A 20695-nucleotide genomic window follows, 5' to 3' on the forward strand; every position below is an offset into this window, starting at 1 on the left:
TGTCTTTTTCTGAAATCACTTGCCATTTTTTTTGTTATTTTACGCTTCGCTTGTCATCATTTTGCGTGCGTTGCGAAACGCTTGGTTCTGCCATTCATCCCTTACCCAAATATTTGATTTGGACGATCATTGGTCCATGCGCGGAGGAGCGACAGCCTGTTTGTTACGCAAAAAGCGCGTGTAACACATCCAGCGATTTCAGCTCTGGAAAATACGGCACGTGCAACCGGTAAAAATGGAGTATCGTTTCGACGCATCGCGCCCGTTGCGCTTGTGTCATGCGAAAAAGGCGCATGTTGTCAAAATTCATGCGCATTAGCAAGCCAATCATCGATGCCTCGGATGGCCTTACAAAGTCGGGGTGGGGTGGCTTGACGAGAGAGAAGGCCCCGTTGCGTAGGTCAAACCACATGCCCGGCGCGTCGTTGGACAGGTTAGGAAAAAAACCAACAAAACGCGTGAGGTGCATCATAAAAACCAAGTGGAAGTTTGAGAAAGGAGATGTCACGTTGTCAAGCCATGCCAAGCTGCTCTCCACATAGTCGAATAGCGACTCGTTGCGTTGTTCGTTGCGCGTGGCATGCGTCAAAAATTCCGCGACGAAAAGCGCGATAGCCAGTTTGTACGCGTCAAAGGGTATGGATGTGTAAGGGCGTGTCAATCGTATGTCAGAGAAACGTTGTAAATCGCGATTGGGTCGTTCGGTATAGACTATGTGTAGCAATGTCAATGGTTGAAAAAATTGTTTCCTAAGTTTTCCTTTGCCAGTTTTGGGTATATGACAAATAAATGACGTCCTGCCTCGCTCTCGCGTGAGTAGGTCTACAATCATTTGTGAGTCACCATATTTTAGCGCATGAAGCACTATCGCCCTTGTCTTAACTTCCATACATGGGCAAATTTACGAAAAGTCAGGCGTTTAGCGAAAAAATGTTCACAAAAGTTTGGCGGAGCGAACAAAAAGCGTTAACTTTGCACCCGCAAAAAATAACCAATGGTCGGTTCATCTAGCGGTTAGGATTCAAGATTTTCATTCTTGCCACACGGGTTCGATTCCCGTACCGACTACCATAAGAATAAAAAAGCATAATTAAAGATGGCAAACCACAAATCATCAGAAAAGAGAATTCGTCAGACGAAAGTCAGAACTTTGCACAACAAGTATTATGCAAAGACCATGCGCAACGCCGTTCGCAAGCTGCGCTCAATCACGGATAAAGAGGAGGCTGCGAAACTGTTCCCCACGGTTCAAAAAATGCTGGACAAATTGGCAAAGACCAATATTATCCATGCCAACAAGGCCGCTAATCTAAAATCAAGTTTGGCTTCGCACGTTAACAAGCTCGGCTAACAAGCTTTTGCTTTTAACATTCCTATACAAAGGTCGTATGCTATTGGGCATGCGGCCTTTTGCTCGTTTGTGGCAAGCGATTGCCGACGGCCATCTTCCTTGTTTTCGAAAATCATCTTTTAGGGTCGGATCGAGTGGCGTTCCGCCTTGTGCATGACCGCTTTTGAGTGACGATCCTGTATGAAGTTCGCGCGTCGTTTTTATTATGATTTTTAGGCTGTAAACGTTCAATGTGTCATGTTTTTTTAGTATCTTTGCAACACAACTATTGAATTTGAACAAATGGCAGAAAACCTCAAACAAGGAGATCAATATTCAGCATCCAACATACAAGTGTTGGAGGGGCTTGAAGCCGTGCGTAAACGCCCGGCCATGTATATAGGCGACATTAGTGAAAAAGGACTGCATCATCTCATCAATGAAACCGTGGACAACTCTATTGACGAGGCCATGGCGGGCTATTGCAGCAACATAGAGGTGACCATCAATGAAGATAACTCTATCACCGTGGAAGACGATGGTAGGGGTATCCCTGTTGACAAGCACGAGAAGCTGCACAAGAGCGCATTGGAGGTGGTAATGACGGTCTTGCATGCCGGCGGCAAATTTGACAAGGGCTCGTACAAGGTCAGCGGTGGTTTGCACGGCGTGGGTGTGAGTTGCGTCAACGCGCTCTCTACGCATATGACCTCACAGGTTTTTCGCGACGGCAAAATCTATCAGCAAGAATACGAGCAGGGACACCCCCTCTACCCCGTGAAGGTGGTAGGCTCTACTGACAAGCGCGGCACCAAGCAACGGTTTTGGCCAGACGGCTCCATATTCACCACCACCACGTTCCAATGGGATATCGTGGCTCGCAGAATGAGAGAGCTGGCCTATTTGAACGCGGGCATCAAAATTACACTGACCGATCTTCGCCCAAACGAGGAAGGAAAGACTCGTCAAGAGGTGTTTCATGCTAAAGACGGGCTGAAGGAATTTGTGCGTTATGTGGATCGGCATCGCACGCATCTCTTTGACGACGTGATCTATTTGAAGACCGAGAAGCAAGGTTTCCCCATTGAGGTGGCCATCATGTATAACACCGACTACTCTGAGAATTTGCACTCTTATGTCAACAATATCAACACCATAGAGGGTGGCACGCACGTTACCGGATTTAGGCAGGCTCTCACCCGCGTGTTGAAAAATTACGCTGATGGGGACGCTCAGATAGCCAAGCAAATAGAAAAAGCAAAAATAGAAATTGCGGGAGAGGACTTCCGCGAGGGCCTCACGGCCGTTTTATCCATCAAAGTGCCCGAGCCACAGTTTGAGGGACAGACTAAAACCAAGCTCGGCAACAGTGAGGTGACCGGAGCGGTGAACCAAGCCGTGGGCGAGGCGCTTACCAATTACTTGGAGGAGCATCCCGTGGAGGCCAAGCAAATATGCGAGAAGGTGATATTGGCGGCTACCGCCCGAGTGGCAGCCCGCAAAGCCCGTGAGAGCGTTCAGCGCAAGAGTGTGATGAGCGGTGGCGGTTTGCCGGGCAAGCTGGCCGACTGCTCAAACAAAGATCCAAAGGATTGTGAGATATTCCTTGTGGAGGGAGACTCGGCCGGCGGTTCGGCCAAGCAAGGGCGTGACCGGTACACGCAAGCCATCTTGCCGCTGCGAGGCAAGATCCTCAACGTGGAAAAGGTGCAATGGCATCGTGTCTTCGAGGCCGAGTCGGTGATGAATATCATTCAAAGTATAGGCGTGCGTTTTGGCGTGGAAGGCGAGGATGACCGTGAGGCTAATATAGATAAGCTGCGCTATGACAAGATTATCATCATGACGGATGCCGACGTGGATGGCTCGCATATAGACACGTTGATCATGACATTGTTCTATAGGTTCATGCCGAAGATTATAGAGGAGGGACACCTTTACATAGCGACCCCGCCACTTTACAAGTGTACCTATAAGGGCAAGACAAGCGAATACTGCTATAACGAGGCACAGCGCCAAGCGTTTTTCGACAAATATGCCGACGGAAACGAAGACGCGAAAAGCATTCACACACAGCGATACAAAGGTTTGGGAGAGATGAATCCTGAGCAACTTTGGGAAACGACAATGGATCCAGCCAATCGGTTGCTCAAACAAGTAACAATAGAAAACGCCGCCGAGGCGGATGAGATATTCTCCATGCTCATGGGCGACGACGTTGAGCCACGGCGCGATTTCATAGAGAACAACGCCGCATACGCCAATATTGACGCGTAGACAAGAAAATAAGCAAAGTCTTCCAATAGGTGAGATAGGTCGGCTATCCATGATAAACCTATTAGGAAGACTTGTTTGCTATATTTTCCCTCACCTATCTCTTCATAACACTTAACTACTTAACTTTCATGAAAAAGAATCGCTCTTCAATTTTCTATACGCGCCGTCGGTTCGCGATCGCAAGCGGAGCGATCGCCCATGGGATGGTGGCATGGCATACCAGCCATTAAGTTTGAAGAGTCACTGCCTTTTGGCAATGGTAAGTTGGGAGCGTTGGTTTATGGAGTCGCTGGTGGCTGTGTCGTTCGGCGCGACGGCATCACCAAGGCGCGCAAACTCAAAAAAGGTAAGAACAATATCCAACCATGAAACTAATTGTCCTCTTGTGCTGGTTGTCGGCATGGGGTATCGCTCTTTTTGCCCAAGCCTTCAACACCCATTGGATAGGTGCGCCCGAACCTGACAACGTTCAACACCTTAGGTTTCGACAAACCTACATGTTTCTGGGCCGACCTCAAGAGGGACATGTCACCATCGCCTCAACGGGCCTTTATAAAATCTACGTCAATGAATGCAACGTGGGTACGGCCGTGTTCTACGGCACAAACCAACCAAGCAAGACCAACATTGTAGCTAAGAACTTTGACGTAACGCCCTATCTCAAGGCAGACACCAATGTCATTGCCGTGCTCTATGCGCCGAGGTACCCACATGTGGAGCCCCGGCAACTGTCTGTAAACTTCTATGGGCGCGATGTCAATGGGCGGCGTTTCTCATACCACACGGATGAAAACTGGTTGTGCCAACAAGCCAATTCCACAATAAACACAAACGGCGGAGAGACCATCGACGGCCGAAAAAACAACCTGATGTGGAAAGCCGCCACCTTCGATTTGGCTCTTTGGCGCAACGCGGAGCGGTTCAAGGACAGCCCGCCGCTGGCAATTGCTTGTGTCTCTGCCGACCCAAATGTGCTAAAAATTGTATCAAGGAGAAACTACAAATTCTTTGATTTGACACCTAATGGCGTGGAATACGAGTTTGGAACTGGCTTTCACGGCTATGTCAGGCTCACCCTCCGAAACGCCAAAAAAGGCCAGCGCATACGTTTCGGTAACCATGTTTATATATGCAACGGTGAACTTGACGAGCAGGCGGCGCCTCAATTCGCCATTGGTGATTACCGGCGCGTACTGGTTAGCGGCGACAAAGACTTCGCTCGTGAGCTAATCACGGATATAGAAGCTATAGGAGTGGCGCCAAAAATCGACGACGCTGTATCGCCATTCTAAACATGCGCGTGCATCTCTTGGCAGTCGCGCGTATCGAAAAAAAACTAAAAATGTATGAGCGTTACGATATTTTCTATCTAAAATATCCAAGGCTGTATACCATGGAAAAAACTTTGCGTGACAGGCAAAACCCTACTATGCGTTGGTGGGGCAGTACTCTATTCCAGTCCTTCTTTTTCTAATTCTTCCGCCACTTGGCATAATTCATCATACCATGCTTGCCCGAACCGCCTGACAAGAGGGTTTTTCAGAAAGACGTAGAGCGGCAAGTCAAGTTCCTTTCCCTTCTTGATGGCAGCTTCGCAGATGTCCCAACGGTGGTAATTGATGCCCACCAAACCGCCCGCAAACTGTTTCTCCCTGATAGGATAGAGCGCGCATGATATGGGTTTGGGCCACGTAGTTTTGCCAGCTCTAAAAGCCCTCTCGAATGCGCATAGGCAACAATGGCTGATGGCATGGCCGTCGGAAAGGCCGGGCAAGTCGTGGTAACACGTGAACACGCAGTCCTTGCCCCTCACTATGCTCGTCACCAATTCGCCGTCAGCATCGTTGTAAGCCACGCCTTGTGCGTCTATGACATGCTGCGCCGAGGCTGAGAGTCCTTGCCAAACGGTGTCCAAATTTTCTTCAATGGCCGCTATCTCATCAAGCGTGACAGGCGCCCCGGCGTCGCCCTCTATACAGCATTGCCCCTTGCACACAGCGAGGTCGCAACAAAATCGTTCGGTGAAAATATCAGGAGAAACCAATACGTTTCCCACTTGTATAATATGTAGCATGACAAAAAAACGGCAGTGCGCACGGCGCGCGTAGCTTTCTACCAGTCTATTTCTTTTATATTGTTGGCCCGGAGGTAATCGTTACATCTCGAAAACTGTCTTTGCCCAAACCATCCGCCACGGTTGGCCGATAGTGGCGAGGGATGTACCGACTCAAGCACTAAGTTGCGTCGTTGGTCTATGAGATACCGTTTGCCGCGAGCATAGCCACCCCATAGCATGTATACGATGTGTTGCCGCCCCTCGCTCAACGCCTTGATGGCCGCGTCGGTGAATGCGCTCCATCCGAAACGCTGATGGCTGTTGGCCGCATGCGCCCTTACGGTGAGAGTGGCATTGAGTAGCAACACGCCCTGCTCCGCCCATCGAGTCAGGTCTCCATTGGATGGCATGGGTTTGCCCAAATCGCTTTCTATCTCCTTGAATATATTGAGTAGGGAGGGCGGCATAGCCGTCCCTACGGGCACGGAGAAACTCAGCCCCATGGCCTGTCCGGGCTCATGGTAGGGGTCTTGCCCAATAATCACCACCTTGACTTTGTCAAAAGGACATAGATTGAAGGCGTTGAACACGAGTCTGCCCGGTGGAAAACACGTCTCTCGCCGATATTCTTCCCTCACTTGCTCGGTGAGTTGCCCGAAATATGGCTTGTCAAACTCTGTGGCCAAATGCTTGCCCCACGAAGGTTCTATCTTTACCATAGGATGTTTTTGGCAAGCCATCCCGCCGTCATGGCGACAGGATGGCTTGTTTGGTCAATCCGTGATGAGGCACTCGCCGGTCATGTCCGCAGGCTGCTCCAATCCCATGATGTGCAGGATGGAGGGAGCCACGTCGGCCAGACGGCCATCCCTGACGGTGGCACTGTTGTTGTTGGTCACGTATATAAAGGGTACGGGATTTAGCGAGTGGGCGGTGTTGGGCGTGCCGTCTTCGTTGATGGCGTTGTCCGCGTTGCCGTGGTCGGCGATGATGATAGCCTCATAATCGTTGGCCTTGGCGGCCTCTATCACGGCCTCAACACATTTGTCTATGGCCCACACGGCCTTGGCGATGGCGTTGTACACGCCCGTGTGTCCCACCATGTCGCCGTTGGCAAAGTTCACCACGATAAAATCGTAGGTGCCAGTGCCTATCGCATCCACCAACTTCTCTTTTACCTCGTAGGCGCTCATCTCTGGTTTCAGGTCGTAAGTGGCCACTTTGGGCGATGGCACCAAGATGCGGTCCTCGTTCTCGAAAGGAGCCTCGCGGCCGCCGTTGAAGAAGAATGTAACGTGCGCGTACTTCTCTGTCTCGGCCGTGTGCAACTGTTTCAGGCCCTTGGCAGAAAGGTATTCGCCAAGCGTGTTTTCCACGTTCTCTTTCGGGAAGAGCACGGTCACGTTTTTGAAGTTAGCGTCATAGGGTGTCATTGTGAAATAACGCAACCCTTTCACGATGTGCATACCCTCGCCGGGCATGTCCTCTTGGGTGAGTACTCGAGTCAACTCCTTGGCGCGATCGTTTCGGAAGTTGATGAAGATGACTGCGTCTCCTTCTTCGATGGTGCCATTTGCCTTGGCGTTGTGAATAGGCTTGATAAACTCGTCGGTCACCTCTTCAGCGTAACTACGCTCCACAGCCTCGACCATGTCGTCAGCTTGGTAGCCCTTTCCCTCCACAAGCAGGTCGTAAGCCTCTTTCACACGGTTCCAACGCTGGTCGCGATCCATGGCGTAGAAGCGACCCACGATGCTTGCGATGGTGGCCCCATTGGCGTCGCAATGTTCTTGCAACTGCTTGATAAAGCCTGCGCCACTCTTGGGGTCGGTGTCGCGTCCGTCCATGAAGCAGTGCACAAAAACGTTGCTCAAGCCATATTCCTTGCCTATCTCAACTAACTTGAACAGGTGGTCAAGGCTGGAGTGCACGCCGCCATTGGAGGTCAAGCCCATGAGATGGAGCTTCTTGCCGCTCTCCTTGGCGTATGTGTAAGCCTCGACGATGCCCTTGTTTTTCAGTATGTCGCCGCTCTGGCATGCCTTGTTTATCTTGACCAAGTCTTGGTACACCACCCTGCCTGCGCCAATATTGAGGTGTCCAACCTCAGAGTTGCCCATCTGTCCGTCGGGCAGTCCCACGTCTTCGCCGCTGGCTTTAAGCTGGGCGTGCGCGCTCGTGGCATTGAGATAGTCCAAGTAAGGTGTTGGAGTGTTGTAAATAACATCACCTTTACCATGTTTGCCGATTCCCCATCCATCGAGAATCATCAAAAGAGCCTTCTTACCCATAATTATATTTATTTACGTTATTATAAATTTTTTATTAACACATTACTACATGCAAAGTTACCACCTTTTCGGCTATTGGCAAAGATAAGTGTTGAAAAACAACTGCTATATTGACAAAATAGCGCGCCGCCCAGCGTTGCGCGCTGTTCGGGAAATATAGAAGCCGCCCGTTGCCATCGAATTAAAAGGTGTCGTTCGGCATGTATCCAAATTGAAACGTATGCTTTATGCTCCTGATACTTTTGTGTGGCGCCACCACCGTGCCCTCTCCTTTGTGCTGCCACGCCTCCATTCCTTACCTGTTTCGCGGCTCTACATCCTTGGCTTTCAAAATAATGACGTGAAAGAAAAAATGGGTAAAGGCATGTCACCTGTTGGTTTTAAGGGGGGCGCTTGAGCTATCAAAAAACATTCGCCCTTAGCTTATAACGCCTTGAAAAGAAACAAAATCTTCTCACTTGTTACAATATCATGACAAACTGTCCGTTTTTTTTAAAAAGTCATCATCTAACACAGCCTATGGCACCAATACCCACTGCGCTGAAGAGGCTCGCCGAACACGCTTTGGTCATCATCCTTATTTTAGCCGTATTTCGCGCGACCTTTGTCTTGTTTTTCGTACAGTGGCAAATCTTTGATGGGCAACAGTCCGTTCTTTCGCGCATGGTATTCAACGCCTTGCGATTTGACTTGCAAGTGACCGCCTATGCTGTCGCGTTGCCTTCGCTGCTATCCTTGGCCGTTTCGGCGCGCCCCATGCGTCAATGGGAGGTTGCGGTGGCAAGGTTTCGCAAGTGGTATTTTGCGGTGGTGGAGACGTTGGTGGTCGCGCTTGGATGCGTGGATTTGGGATTTTATGCCAATTTCCAGTCGCATATCAACATTGTTTTTTTCGACTTTTTCAACGAAGGCCCGATAGGATTGTTGCAAACTGTATGGGAAGAGTACCACTGTCTGTGGTATGGCTTTGCGCTTGTCGTGACGGCATGGCTGCTCTTTGTCGTTGCCCAACGGATAGAGCGTTGCCCAATGCCGGTGTCACGACGGTGGCAACAGGCATGGTGGATTCCGTTCCTATTAGTCTTGGCCGTCTGTATGCGTGGCTCGGTGTGGCGCTTCCCGTTGCAGATAGAGGACACTTTCGTGTCTGACAACAAAACGATTAACGACATCGTGCCTAACGCTCCCTATATGCTGAAAAAGGCTCTCAAGGAGAAACGAGACGCGTTTAAGCTCAGGAGCGCGAGCGATGTCTTGGCCCAATATGGTTTTATCTCGCTCGGCCAGGCCCTCGAAATTTACACAAAGGGAGCGGTGAGTGTGGAGCGTGGGGACACGATGGCGGCGTTGAGGCGCGCGCTGTTCGTTCGTGCGCCAAGGAAAGCGATGCCTCTCAAGCCAAATGTCGTGATAATTTATGGCGAGAGTTGGAGCAACTACCTGTTCGAATTGGACGGGCCAGGCTGCGACATGTACATGGGCTTGCGCAAGCATTTCGATGCGGATCTGTTGTTCAGGCGTTTCCAATCTGTGCAAAATGGCACGATAGCCTCTATCGAGAACCTGACCGTGGCAACGCCTTTCCCGCGCTTCTTCGCTTCCAAATACCGCTTGGCGCAGTTGCCTACCTCGTTGGCGTTGCCTTTCAAGAGTTGTGGTTACGACACGGAGTTCATGTCGGGCATGGACATGGCTTGGGAAAACAGCGCCGAAGCGCTGGCGCGTCAAGGCTTCGATCGAATTTACGACAAGTTCCATATTCTCAGAGACGATCCACGGGCGCGGTACAACAGCGTTGGCGTGTACGACGAGCATCTATTCGATGCGCTGTTAAGGCAGATGGGCGAGAAACGCGCGAAGCCCATGATGACTGTGGTGATGACCACCACCAACCACCCGCCTTTCGAGTTTCCGGAACATTTGCGCTTGCCGCCCATAGCCGCCGATACCTACAAAAAATCGTGCTTCGCCGAGAGAGACCGCAAGGTCTTGGGCAAGTATCTCACAGGTTTCAGGTATTACAACAGGGCGCTGGCGCGATTCTTGGACCGTTTCAAGGCTTCCAAGGCAGCAGGCAATACTATCCTCGTCATCACGGGCGACCATAATGTAAGGTCTATCCTCAACTACGAGGTGGTGGATAGATGCTGGCAATACTCCGTGCCACTCTACATATACTTGCCGCCAGCGTTGCGCCGCGCCGCTTACGGCCGCCTGACCGGCCGTTGGGGCTCGCACGACGACATCCTGCCAACGCTGGCCCCCCTCGCCCTCGGCGGAGCCGAATACATGCGAATGGGCAACAACTTGCTTGACACCGCCGCCGCGGACCATTCCTATTATAGCTACAACGTGGAGCGACTGCTCGCCGAGAACGCTCGCGTGGATGAACTTCGACGATACGTGAACGCGCGAAACGCTTTGCGCGAGGTATACTTTCAATTGTTGTTGCGACAATGGGACAGGCGAGCCGTGGAATAAACCTGCCTAAACCTAAAATTGAGCGCGCGCTATGACGCTAATTGTTAATTGAAAAATGTGTGTCGTGAAGTGGCAATGTTTTTTCTTACTATTTCTCCTTGACCACTTTTTTCCCATTCACAATATATACCCCTCGTGGCAAAATCAAGTAGTCTGACCCCACATAGCGGCCATCGACGCTATATATTCTCCTTGATTTGGGCAAATGCCCCCCTGTGCCCTTGATACCTGCGAGCGCCTGTTTGCTGGGCCGTGTTATCTTGACCTCGTCAAGAAAGAAGCGCCGATCGGGCGAGAATGTGATCGTTGCGCTGTCCTTGCCCACCATTCTCAGCGTGTAGGTGGTCCATGCGCCCTTGACCATAGTGAGTTGGGAGCTGCTCGCGTCAGTGTCGACAAACTTGGCTTTGGCACCTCTCAGCGTTAAGAACAAATGTTTTCCGTCACCTTTGGCATTCCAACAGGCAGCCTTGAACGTGAGCGTGACGGTGTCGCCCGGAAGAACAAACGTAGGCGTGACGGCCACACCCGTACCTTTGTTCGTTTTGCCAAAACGCGCGCAACGGTCGCCACCACATCCATAATCGGCCGCCCAACCTGCATTGTCGGGCTGTAACTCGCCTATGGCCACGGAGCCTTTGAACTTGCCGTCGTTGCCACCCGAGCCGACACATTTGTCAAAAGACTCATAGAACAACACCGACTCGTTGTGGTTGGAATCGTCTGGCGGCGTTTCGGGAGACGCATCATCCTCTCTAAAATGGAATGATATGGTGCCATCGGCATGCTCCGTAATATTAAAAAAGCCAAACGGTGGCTTCTCGCCATGTTGCGGATCGGCGTTGTAAAACTTGGACGCTGGGCTGGAATCTTTGCACAAGTGGTTGTTGTCATGGTAGGGATAGGCGTCGTCCCCCTCGTCGTAAATGCTGGGGATGTTGTCGGCAGGGCATATGGTGAGCCGTTGACGAGGGTTGTTTTTGTTGGGGTCGTCGCTCCAACAGATGGTGTTGACAATGTTATTGTTCCATGCGTTTTTGTTATAATCCACGTGGGTGATGAGCAGCCCATGCCCAGGCAGGGCGATGTCGTAGCCACGTTGTTGCCGATTGTCCAATATATAGTATTCGTTTCGGTTGGACGAATTATAGTATATATAGCTCTGTCCATGATCTGCCAAAGACTGCATGCCACTTACTTTGGTTTCGGTGGCAAGTTCCACGGGCGACGCCCAGCCACATATCATCTTCTCGTAGCCAGAGTATCCGCATGGCGTGAAGCTGTCATCGTTGTAAGAACCATAATCCATCAGGTCCCAAGAGCCCAAGCCAAAGTTGCCACCTCCAGACGTGTCGTACATGTCAGGAAACCCCATGCAATGCGAAAACTCATGGCAAAACGTGCCGATGCCGTTGAGCTTGTCGTTGTTCGCCAACTCGTTGGCGCAGGCGTAAATGTCTATAACGGTGTTGTCAAGCTTGAGATTTCTGACGGAATGATTGGGACTGCCAGACAAAGCGAACATGTGCGGCCAAATGTAATCGTCAATTTCGGAATGGTCAGACTGCCCATAGCCTGCGTAGAGCACAAACACTTCCTCGGCCTCGCCGTCGCCATCCCAGTCGTATTGGGAGAAATCCACCATGGCGTCAACGGCTACACATGCGTCGCGAATCATCTCACCCACGTTGGCATCGTTGTTGCGTCCATAGTAAGAATAGGGATGAGGCATTGACACGGGGCCGACCACGTCGAACGACAAATTGAACATGCCGTGACTTTGCGCCAAGAAATAGTCGCGCACGCTGCCCTTGAAGCCGTTCTCACGGTAACCCTCGGCGTTGGCAATTTGGTCGTAGACGCGCTGTGGGTTGGGCATGCTGAATGTTTTTCCACTGAACTCCACAAGGATGATAAGCCCGCGCTTCTTGCCCTTGAAGAGATTGCCGCTGCCTGCTTGACGGCGACGATCGGGGATGCGGTGGGCACGTGGGCGAACGATAGCACCACGCTTGGCAAGGGCCTTGGCACCCACGGTGGTGGCGTCTGTCTCACGATAGAGGCCCGTAAGGCCATCGGGCACGTAGCAAGTGCCATCGGCCGACTGCCAATAGTGTGCGCGCTCGTCGCCCCGAGCCTCCGCTCTCACCGTGCTTCCATCAATGAGGCGTATGGTCTTGAATTGACCTCGACGCACTGGTATGGCCGTAACAGTCAATGAAAAAAATAGGAACAACAGCTTAAGAAAAAAAAATCTGTTGGGTGAGTGGTTATTCATGGCGATGATATTTATTAACCTTATTTTACAAAAATACGCTGTTTGGGCCATTTATCCAAAGAAAAAAACATTTTATTTCAATTATTGTCGAAAAAAATGACATCGCGCATTTTACGATTTTTATACGTTGCGGCACAGTCCGTGTCGCGAAAGAATGCGCCGGATGCGTACCGATTCGTATAGGCACAGTGCCAGAATATTTTATGATAGATGCTTGGCGGAATAAAAAATAAGTTGTAAATTGCACTTCATAAAATATGTAGCATAAAATATGAAACCGCTTAACAACCCATTCGTGGAATATGGATACAAGGGTCCTGAATACTTTTGCGACCGCGAAGAAGAGACTGGACAATTGGTCAACGCACTGTATAACGAGAGTAACATAGCGTTGATATCACCGCGCAGGATAGGCAAATCTGGATTGATAAAGCATGTGTTCAACAGGATGGAAGCCTCAAGCAAGGACGTGGCGTGCATCTACATAGACATATTGAACACGCGAAACCAGCGCGACTTCATAGACGTGATGGCTACGAGCGTGGTGCAAAAACTCGACAATAACTGGCAATCGGCCATGCGAAAAGTGGCGGAGATGTTCAAGGGCTTGCGCGTCACAATAAGCATGGATGAGTTCACGGGTTTGCCCACGTTGTCACTCGACGTGGAGGAACGCAAGCAAGACAGTACCGTGGAACGGATATTCGAGTATGTCAGACGGTCGGGCAAGAGGTGCTATATAGCTTTTGACGAGTTCCAGCAAGTCACGGAGTACCCCGAGCGAGGGCTGGAGGCTTTGCTAAGGTCGCAGATACAGTTTATCGATAACGCTTATTTCATCTTTTCCGGCAGCCAACAACACTTGATGTCGGAGATGTTCCTATCGGCCAACCGACCGTTCTACATGGCCTCACGACTGATGAGTTTGGACGTGATTAAGGAGGACAAGTACTTGGATTTTGCCAATCGTCACTTTGCCAAACAAGGCAGAACGATGCACGCCGCTGACTTTGCCTATCTCTATGATATGGTGGATGGGCAGACGTGGTACGTGCAGACCATGTTGCACCAACTTTACACCATGACAGACACGGAGCTTGACAAAGATGCCGTGAGCCGTGCTTTTGACACGATATTGAACAAGATGTCCGCGGCGTTGTCCTCCATCTACCTTGCCTTGACTGACAACCAAGCCTTGCTGCTCAGGGCCATTGCCAAGGAACGAGTGGTGAAAGAACCGTTGTCGCAAACCTTTATGACCCGCCATCGGCTGCCAGCGGTGAGCAGCGTGCGTCTCGCGCTTGGCGCGCTGGAGAACAAACAGTTGGTGTACCGCCAGCCTGACGGCTACATAGTGTATGACCGTTTCTTGGGATTGTGGCTGAGAAACAAGGTGTGAGCGAACGGACGAAGGCTTTGTTTTTTCTGTAATGTTTCGCGCGCCAAGCCTTCCGCGCATTTCCTCCGCGCAGGCTTGCGAATGTCTGCTCGTTAGCTTTGTGGGTAGAGCCCACCTTGCGAGACCATGGTCTTGCCGGCAAACCGCAAAAGGGTGTGCCATCATTCAAATGGATGGCACACCCTTTGGATTTTGGAAACATCACTCAAGATGAATGACGCGTCACAAGTTTTACTTTACGCGCTTGAACGTTTCCTCGATAACATTTTTCCCATTTATAGTCCACTTAACGTAAGTGGTCTTGGTGGAAGCGTCATACGTGGAGTTCTCCACTTCTAATTTCCATTTAGGTATCTCCGGAATCTTGACCTTAACGATTTTGTTCGTACCTGGCTCAAACTCATAAATGACCTTAGTGATATCATTGAACAAACCCGTGAATGGTGCGCACCATACCTCATTGGGGCTTTCCGTAGCCAAGGTGATGGTGGAGCCATTCTTTACATATTGCATAAATTTGGCCCATCTGCCCAACGCTAAGCAATTGTACTCATACTTACCCTCGAACGCGCTCCTAATCTTGATGTTGTAGCGATACGTCCCGAAGTTGCCACTGATAACGTATCCTGCCGGAACGCCCTCTATGGCAAGAGAGACGGAGGCGCCCGCGGCGGTAAGCGCGGCATTGGTAATCGTGGCCATAATGTCCGCGGTTCGCTTGCCCTTCTTGATAACCACGTCTTGCACCTGGATGGAACCCAATGGGAATTTGTCTCCATCAATGCCATCATGGCTTAATTTAAGCTTGACTGGAATATCCTCTTGTGCCACGTCTTTGGCCGCGAGATTGAGGGTTCCCAATTTTACCGTGGACGTAGTCCCTTCCGGAAGAACGGCGACTGTCTTTTTGTGAGACATGCCAGAAAACTCCAATATCTTCTGTGTCTCGAGGTCTTGTATTCTGATGCCATACTCCAAGTTGTCCACTGGGTCATCTTTTAAACACGAAGTTAAAGACATCGAGAGGAGCAACGCACCCAATATTAATATATTTTTCTTCATAATTCAATTCTTTGAATGGTTAATATTCTACTTTGCCCAGAACACTTTGTCGGTTTGAGGATTTACCGTCGGCGTGTTTGCTTTATTGGCGGAGTACTCAGAGCTTGGGTAAACCAAGCGTTTCGGTATGACATTGTTTCCGCGCGTCGAGTGTACTGACAAAGGAATGTCAGGATAGTTATTGCGCCGATAGTCGCAATACACTTCCAAACTGTTTACACCACACATGGCGATATACTTTTGCATCAAGATGAGGTTGAGCTTATTCTCGTTCTTATCCCAGTTGGCAAAAGTGAAAGCGGGATTGCGCAGATAATTCTCGAGAATAGGGTCGAGGGATTTTTTCTGCCAGTCTGGCAACTCCTCAGTACGCGCCGATGGCTTTTTATAACGTCCAACCTCCAGCCACGTGAACGACTCCGTCACGGCTTTCTCGTACATGGCTTTGGCGTCTCCAGCCAAAAGGCCTCGCTGTATGGCCTCTGCCTGAAGGAACAAGCTCTCGAACGAAGGCAAGATCCACTGCGCGGCGCTAACGTCTTTGGCCAGGCCTGGACCACCAACTACGGAAGTCATGTTTGCTTTATGCTCATCCTTGTAAGCTTGGTTCTCTTCTCCGAACCTTACCCCTACGTAGCCATTTCCATCCTTGTCACCAACGGGACGGAAGAAAGCGGTGTACCTAAGGTCGTGGTGGTCTTGCAACAATGCCATGAAGTACTCGCTGGCACGATTGTACTGGTCTATCAGTTTACCGTCGACACCCTTGTAATAAGCGCCATAGAAAGGTTGCTGCTTGTTTTTGTCGTTCTTGTAATGCGGATTAACCTCCGCGGACTCACCGACACCAAGGAAACCAGCGCCGTTGGCGACAATCTTGTCGACCATGCCTTTCAGCTCGGCGGCGGGCTTGACGTTGACCAAGCGCAGGATTAAGCGAAGGCGCACGGTATTTCCAAATTTTCTCCACTTGGCGAGGTCGCCATTAAAAATCTTGTCACAATTGGCCAACTCAGCGTTTTTACCGGTTTCGGTACCAGCCAACAGTTTGTCCGCTGTCTCCAATTCCACAAGCAAGCTGTCGTAAATGTCCTTGCCCTCATCCAGCTTCAAGGTCAATTTTTCTGTGAAAGCCTCTGTGTAAGGAACCTTCTCATATTGGTCTACCATGTACGAGAAGCCCCATGCCTTGACAATCTTGGATATTCCCAAGTAGCCGTCAAGTCCAGCCGACGCTGCTTTTTGGGCCATGAGATGGTTGTTGATGAGCAGGCTGTAGCCGTCATACCATGAGTCTTGTCCGAACTCCGACGTGATGGAATATCCCTCTACGTCTTCGTCGGAACCGTATCCGCCACTACGGGCCCAATAGCCCATCCAGTGGTTATACCACTTTGCGGCAGCCGGTTTACAAATATAACGTCCCATCGCGTGCTCGATATACGGCAACTGCAAGTCTGGGGTCATGACCTCTCCTGTCGCGTTGTTAGGATCATCATTGATGTCGAGGTCCATGCAACCCGACAGGCCAAGCACGAACACGGACATTAAAAGCAAATATATCTTTTTCATCTTTATCTATATTTTAGCGTTAGAATGTAAGGGTGATGCTTCCGCCAAGCGTGCGCGTGGGCGGATTGATTTCGGAAGTGATGGTTCCGGCGCTTTGGTCTTTGTACACGCTGAAGTCGGGATCGCTCCATTCGTTGCTCTTGGGCAACCATAGCATCAAGTTGCGACCGGTGAATGCCACGTCGACACCTTTGACATAATTTTGGAATTTGAGCCATTCGGCAGGCAACGAATAGGTGATGGACAACTCGCGCCATCTCCATGTGTTGGCGCTGAACAAGAAGTTCGTTCCCACGCTGCGATAATTGTCACCGTGGAAGTAAGCATAGTTGCTATTTACGGTATGGTTGGTGTTTGCCACGTAAACGGGATTTCCGTTAGCGTCCTGTCCGTCAATGTAAACGGAATTCGGGAACACGAAGCGTTGGCGGCTGTTGGCGGCCGTCACGCGCGACTGTCCATCCCATGCCATTGTCGTACCCTGATAGTTGAAGGAGTAGTTGCCACCCTTGTACTCGAACACGGCCGAGACGGTCAAACCTTTCCAGCGGATGGATGGGTTGATACCCAAGGTATGGATAGGCATGGTGCGTCCAAAGTATTTGTTCTGTTCCTGAATCTGCGGCAAGCCGGTCTCTTTGTCCACGACGACGCGTCCTTGCGGGTCGCGCTTGTAGTCTTTCGCGCTGTAGATGAACGCGGGTTTGCCCACCACGGCATACGCTCCGGCCATAAAGTATCCTCCGAGGAAGAAGTTGTCCATCCCCTCGTAGAGGCTAAGCACCTCGCTGTTGTTGTATCCATAGTTCAAGTTCAGGTTCACGTTCACGTCGCCGAAGTTTACCAATGGAGTCAGCTTCAAGGTCGTCTCAAATCCGTAATTGCGGAAAGAGGCGGCGTTGACCAAGCGAGATGTGTAACCAGTGCCACGCGACGTGCGTATGTAAATCAGCTGGTCGGTGTTTTTTTGGTTATAGTAAGTGAAGTCGAGCGTTACGCGATTCTTGAGCATGGAGGTCTCAAATCCCACCTCGGTGCTGTTGATGAACTCCGGCGAGAGGTTGGGGTCGGTCTTTCTTTCACCTGTTTTGTATCCTGGCAGGCCATCGTATGGGAAGCCGTCTTTTTGCTCAAATGGAGTGTTCAGGCGATAGGCAGCCACGTCGGCATTGCCAGTCTTGTTCCACGACGCGCGCAGTTTCAGGAAGTTCAGGAAGTCTGACTTGATGGCAGGGATGGCATCCGTGAGCACGACCGACGCGTTCACGCCCGGGTAGAAATAGCTGTTATGACCGGGAGCCAAGACCGAGACCTTGTCGTTGCGTCCCGTTACCTCCAGTGTCGCAAAATTCTTATAAGTGACAGTGGCGCTTCCATAAACGGAGAACATACGCGTGCGAATTGTTCTTTCGGTAGGACTTACCTCACCGGTACGGCCGGAAACGTTGTAAAGACCCAGTATCTTCAATGGTGAGGCGGCCACGCCGAGATAATCCTCGCGGTTGGTTCGCATGTATGTACCCAAGACACCACCAAGGTTGAAGTCGCCAACGGTCTTGTGCAGGGTTATGAAAGGCTCAGTGGAGAGGCGATAGTACTGCTCGTTTTGGTCAGACACTCTCTGGGGTATAAACCTGAAACTACGCTCTTTGGCCGCGTATTCGGATGGAGACACGTTCTTTTGTTTTTGTTTAAATGAAATGTTGCGATGTGTGACAGCCACCCGAAGGTTCAAGTCCATCCATGAGAACGGGCTGTATTTCAGATCGATGTTTCCGATGAAATCATGCTTGCGGCCTTTCTCGCGGAACGTTTCGATAGCCTGGTAAGGGTTGAGTGAGAAATCGCAATAATAAGTGTTGTAATTTCCCCACGGGTCGTCTGTCTTGAATTTGGTCAATGGAACCCATGCCTGCGTTGCGAACACCAAGTCCATCAAGCCATCGTGCATGCCCACGTCTTGGCCCTTGTAGTAGTTGTACATAGCTTTAGAGCTGTACACGTCATAGTTTTGCTGAATGTAGTTGGCACCAAGGCTCACCTTGAAGTTCTTGTACTCGCGCGACCCATTGAAACGCAACCCCGTGCGTTGGTTCCAGTCGTCTGGCACGATACCTTTCACGCGGGCGTCCTGGAAACTGATATAGAAATCTTTCATGGCCAGCGACAGGTCGTTCTGGAAAGTGAGGCCTGTGTTGAAGAAGTCCTTGCGATTGTTCTTGATCGGGGCGTAGGGATATTTCATCACGTTGCCTTTCTCGTCCGGCTTGCCCAGCTGGCGCATGCTTCCGTCGTACTCGGGTCCCCAAGACTCGTTCTCGTATGGGATAAAATCGTAGCCCGTACCTCCGCCACTACCAAATCGCTCTTGGAATTTAGGGAAGAAAGATATGTTGGACGCTTGGACGGAGGAGCTGAACGTAACCCTTGGAGCTCCGCCCTCGGCACCTTGCTTCGTGGTTACGACAATCACGCCATTGCGTGCGTCAGGACCGTAAATGGCCGCGGCCGACGTACCTTTCAGGATGTTGACGTTGTCGATGTCGTTAGGGTTAAGGGAAGACAAGTAATTCAAGCTTACGGGAACGCCGTCGAGCAACAGCATGGGGTTGTTGTTACCCGTCAACGAACGGATACCGCGCATGTTGATTTTCACGTTCTCGAACACGCCGCTGTTCAGGGTGGAGATGTTCAAACCTGCTACCTTGCCTTGCAAGCCAGAGGCAACATTCACGGCCTTTCCCTCTGTCAGCAGCTTGGAATCCACCTTCTCCGTGGAATAGCCCAAATCTCTTTTCTGCCGCTTGATACCGAGTGCGGTCACCACTACCTCGTCAAGTTTTCTGTCTTCGGAGTACAACTTTACGGTCATGCCGTTGCTGGCTTTCACCGTTACGGTCTTCATGCCTAAGTAAGAGACCGTGATACTACGCTTGCCTGTGGGCAAGGTCAAGTTGAACCGTCCATCGTTGTTGGTCACCGTTCCCGTTTTGGTGTCCACCACGCGAACGGCCGCTCCCACTATAGGCTCGCCATTCTCGTCGGTAACGGTACCCGAGACTTGAGACTGTGCCAGCGCTACACCAATTGTGATGAATAAGCCGGCTAATAACATAGTAAGTCTTTTAACCATAACTTCTCTCTTTTAATAAAAATAATATAAATAATGATTAAGATCTGATGACAAAGTTAAAAAACATTTCGATACGTTCCAAATAATCAGCGCGAAAAATTACACATTTAATTGAAAAAGTCATGCAATTGCTTGTTTTGTGTATATTGTCGTTGTGTTTAAACGAAAAATATTATATTTCTTTGTGTTTTTATTACAAACGTGTTTTTATCCGCCGTTTTTAGATGTTAACATAATTAATATTAAATATTTTTTCGTGTGTTAACGGTTTTCAAGACCCTAATCAAAATGCCATGGATATGATAAGGTTGGTGCCAATAATAATGAGTTTTGATATTTGCGTATGTTCATGCCTACGGTGTGTTGTCTCATAGAAAGAGCGAAGCGCATGTCCGAATATTGGAAGATAAGAGTTTAAAATAAGGATCCTATTTTTGCGATTGTTTCTGCGTTGGTACTTAGTTACGACGCCATTGGCATCTAATTCAACAGGGTGTGGTTGAGAGACGTTTCCATCATGCTAGCCAAATAGTTCGGCGCTCTCTATGCTTGCCGCTGCTATATGTATAAATTAAGGTGGAAAGTTGGTATAAGAAACGGCTCGGTGGAAAAAAGTGTGGTGTCTCGTTTCGCTGTTGAGATTGATCCCTTGGCACAACAAATGCCCATGTGTGTTTTGAGGAGACGCTCGCCATGTACAAACACAGGGGAGCGATTCGGGACGCGTGCGCTTCAAGATGGCGGCGGAGCGTACGCGCGTTTTCGGTTTTGCTCTTTAAAAAGCCGCTTGCCCCGAACGCGGTGTTTGAAAAATTG

14 protein-coding genes and 1 tRNA gene are annotated in these 20695 nt (G+C 50.2%); 7 read left to right on the plus strand and 8 right to left on the minus strand.

Annotation, left to right across the window (positions count from 1 at the left end; genetic code table 11):
* Positions 1-163: 163 nt before the first annotated feature.
* Complete coding sequence (gene recO, locus HMPREF1640_RS10825) at positions 164-889, minus strand: DNA repair protein RecO (RefSeq protein ID WP_036894647.1); 726 nt, start codon at positions 887-889, stop codon at positions 164-166.
* Between the two features lie 107 nt (positions 890-996).
* Here recO and HMPREF1640_RS10830 point away from each other — a divergent pair.
* The 5 genes from HMPREF1640_RS10830 (at position 997) to HMPREF1640_RS10845 (ending at position 4899) form a co-directional block, all read left to right on the plus strand.
* Positions 997-1071, plus strand: a tRNA-Glu gene (locus tag HMPREF1640_RS10830).
* A 25-nt stretch (positions 1072-1096) separates the two neighbouring features.
* A complete protein-coding gene (gene rpsT, locus HMPREF1640_RS10835) occupies positions 1097-1351 on the plus strand; it encodes a 30S ribosomal protein S20 (RefSeq protein WP_036894648.1) in 255 nt (84 codons plus the stop codon).
* Positions 1352-1633: 282 nt separating this feature from the next.
* A complete protein-coding gene (gyrB, locus tag HMPREF1640_RS10840; RefSeq protein WP_036894655.1) occupies positions 1634-3607 on the plus strand; it encodes a DNA topoisomerase (ATP-hydrolyzing) subunit B in 1974 nt (657 codons plus the stop codon).
* A 198-nt stretch (positions 3608-3805) separates the two neighbouring features.
* Entirely contained in the window at positions 3806-3976 is a 171-nt protein-coding gene (locus HMPREF1640_RS13395; RefSeq protein ID WP_156098800.1) for a hypothetical protein, read from the plus strand.
* Positions 3973-4899: an alpha-L-rhamnosidase N-terminal domain-containing protein gene (locus HMPREF1640_RS10845; RefSeq protein ID WP_052051812.1), complete on the plus strand. Its 927-nt coding sequence runs from the start codon at positions 3973-3975 to the stop codon at positions 4897-4899. Before HMPREF1640_RS13395 ends, HMPREF1640_RS10845 begins: the two co-directional genes overlap by 4 nt.
* Positions 4900-5057: 158 nt before the next feature.
* Here HMPREF1640_RS10845 and HMPREF1640_RS10850 read toward each other — a convergent pair whose 3' ends face one another.
* The 3 genes from HMPREF1640_RS10850 to gpmI are packed head-to-tail and all read right to left on the minus strand — an operon-like array spanning position 5058 to position 7954.
* A complete protein-coding gene (locus tag HMPREF1640_RS10850) occupies positions 5058-5681 on the minus strand; it encodes a DUF3109 family protein (protein WP_036894656.1) in 624 nt (207 codons plus the stop codon).
* Between the two features lie 38 nt (positions 5682-5719).
* Entirely contained in the window at positions 5720-6382 is a 663-nt protein-coding gene (gene ung / locus HMPREF1640_RS10855) for a uracil-DNA glycosylase (RefSeq protein WP_036894675.1), read from the minus strand.
* Positions 6383-6436: 54 nt separating this feature from the next.
* A complete protein-coding gene (gene gpmI / locus HMPREF1640_RS10860; protein WP_036894658.1) occupies positions 6437-7954 on the minus strand; it encodes a 2,3-bisphosphoglycerate-independent phosphoglycerate mutase in 1518 nt (505 codons plus the stop codon).
* A gap of 519 nt (positions 7955-8473) precedes the next feature.
* Between gpmI and HMPREF1640_RS10865 the strand changes: the two genes are divergently transcribed.
* Positions 8474-10435, plus strand: a complete 1962-nt coding sequence (locus tag HMPREF1640_RS10865; RefSeq protein WP_036894660.1) for an LTA synthase family protein — start codon at positions 8474-8476, stop codon at positions 10433-10435.
* Between the two features lie 88 nt (positions 10436-10523).
* Here HMPREF1640_RS10865 and HMPREF1640_RS10870 read toward each other — a convergent pair whose 3' ends face one another.
* The gene (locus HMPREF1640_RS10870) at positions 10524-12713 is read right to left on the minus strand and encodes a M6 family metalloprotease domain-containing protein (protein WP_052051813.1); all 2190 of its coding nucleotides are present in this window, start codon (positions 12711-12713) and stop codon (positions 10524-10526) included.
* A 271-nt stretch (positions 12714-12984) separates the two neighbouring features.
* Between HMPREF1640_RS10870 and HMPREF1640_RS10875 the strand changes: the two genes are divergently transcribed.
* Positions 12985-14112 carry an ATP-binding protein gene (locus HMPREF1640_RS10875; RefSeq protein ID WP_036894662.1) on the plus strand — a complete coding sequence of 376 codons (1128 nt, stop codon included), beginning with the start codon at positions 12985-12987 and terminating at the stop codon, positions 14110-14112.
* 231 nt (positions 14113-14343) lie between these two features.
* On the opposite strand, the gene HMPREF1640_RS10880 is transcribed toward HMPREF1640_RS10875, so the two are convergent.
* From HMPREF1640_RS10880 to HMPREF1640_RS10890, 3 genes are read right to left on the minus strand one after another with little or no spacing between them, the layout of a single operon-like run.
* Positions 14344-15174: a hypothetical protein gene (locus HMPREF1640_RS10880; RefSeq protein ID WP_156098801.1), complete on the minus strand. Its 831-nt coding sequence runs from the start codon at positions 15172-15174 to the stop codon at positions 14344-14346.
* A 27-nt stretch (positions 15175-15201) separates the two neighbouring features.
* Positions 15202-16746 (minus strand): SusD/RagB family nutrient-binding outer membrane lipoprotein, encoded by a 1545-nt coding sequence (locus HMPREF1640_RS10885; RefSeq protein ID WP_081935354.1) that lies wholly within the window; start codon positions 16744-16746, stop codon positions 15202-15204.
* 19 nt (positions 16747-16765) lie between these two features.
* Positions 16766-19879: a SusC/RagA family TonB-linked outer membrane protein gene (locus HMPREF1640_RS10890; protein WP_081935355.1), complete on the minus strand. Its 3114-nt coding sequence runs from the start codon at positions 19877-19879 to the stop codon at positions 16766-16768.
* Positions 19880-20695: the final 816 nt, after the last annotated feature.

The sequence above is a fragment of the Prevotella sp. S7-1-8 genome, assembly GCF_000758925.1.
In the GTDB taxonomy this organism is placed as follows: domain Bacteria; phylum Bacteroidota; class Bacteroidia; order Bacteroidales; family Bacteroidaceae; genus Prevotella.

What these genes read in the sequence shown, in the direction of transcription:
- HMPREF1640_RS10850 (WP_036894656.1), bottom strand. Translation starts at nt 5,681, where the DNA reads ATGCTACATATTATACAAGTGGGAAACGTATTGGTTTCTCCTGATATT.
- HMPREF1640_RS10885 (WP_081935354.1), bottom strand. Translation starts at nt 16,746, where the DNA reads ATGAAAAAGATATATTTGCTTTTAATGTCCGTGTTCGTGCTTGGCCTG.
- HMPREF1640_RS10875 (WP_036894662.1), top strand. Translation starts at nt 12,985, where the DNA reads ATGAAACCGCTTAACAACCCATTCGTGGAATATGGATACAAGGGTCCT.
- HMPREF1640_RS10845 (WP_052051812.1), top strand. Translation starts at nt 3,973, where the DNA reads ATGAAACTAATTGTCCTCTTGTGCTGGTTGTCGGCATGGGGTATCGCT.
- HMPREF1640_RS10870 (WP_052051813.1), bottom strand. Translation starts at nt 12,713, where the DNA reads ATGAATAACCACTCACCCAACAGATTTTTTTTTCTTAAGCTGTTGTTC.
- HMPREF1640_RS10890 (WP_081935355.1), bottom strand. Translation starts at nt 19,879, where the DNA reads ATGGTTAAAAGACTTACTATGTTATTAGCCGGCTTATTCATCACAATT.
- HMPREF1640_RS10865 (WP_036894660.1), top strand. Translation starts at nt 8,474, where the DNA reads ATGGCACCAATACCCACTGCGCTGAAGAGGCTCGCCGAACACGCTTTG.
- HMPREF1640_RS13395 (WP_156098800.1), top strand. Translation starts at nt 3,806, where the DNA reads ATGGGATGGTGGCATGGCATACCAGCCATTAAGTTTGAAGAGTCACTG.
- gpmI (WP_036894658.1), bottom strand. Translation starts at nt 7,954, where the DNA reads ATGGGTAAGAAGGCTCTTTTGATGATTCTCGATGGATGGGGAATCGGC.
- rpsT (WP_036894648.1), top strand. Translation starts at nt 1,097, where the DNA reads ATGGCAAACCACAAATCATCAGAAAAGAGAATTCGTCAGACGAAAGTC.
- ung (WP_036894675.1), bottom strand. Translation starts at nt 6,382, where the DNA reads ATGGTAAAGATAGAACCTTCGTGGGGCAAGCATTTGGCCACAGAGTTT.
- HMPREF1640_RS10880 (WP_156098801.1), bottom strand. Translation starts at nt 15,174, where the DNA reads ATGAAGAAAAATATATTAATATTGGGTGCGTTGCTCCTCTCGATGTCT.
- gyrB (WP_036894655.1), top strand. Translation starts at nt 1,634, where the DNA reads ATGGCAGAAAACCTCAAACAAGGAGATCAATATTCAGCATCCAACATA.
- recO (WP_036894647.1), bottom strand. Translation starts at nt 889, where the DNA reads ATGGAAGTTAAGACAAGGGCGATAGTGCTTCATGCGCTAAAATATGGT.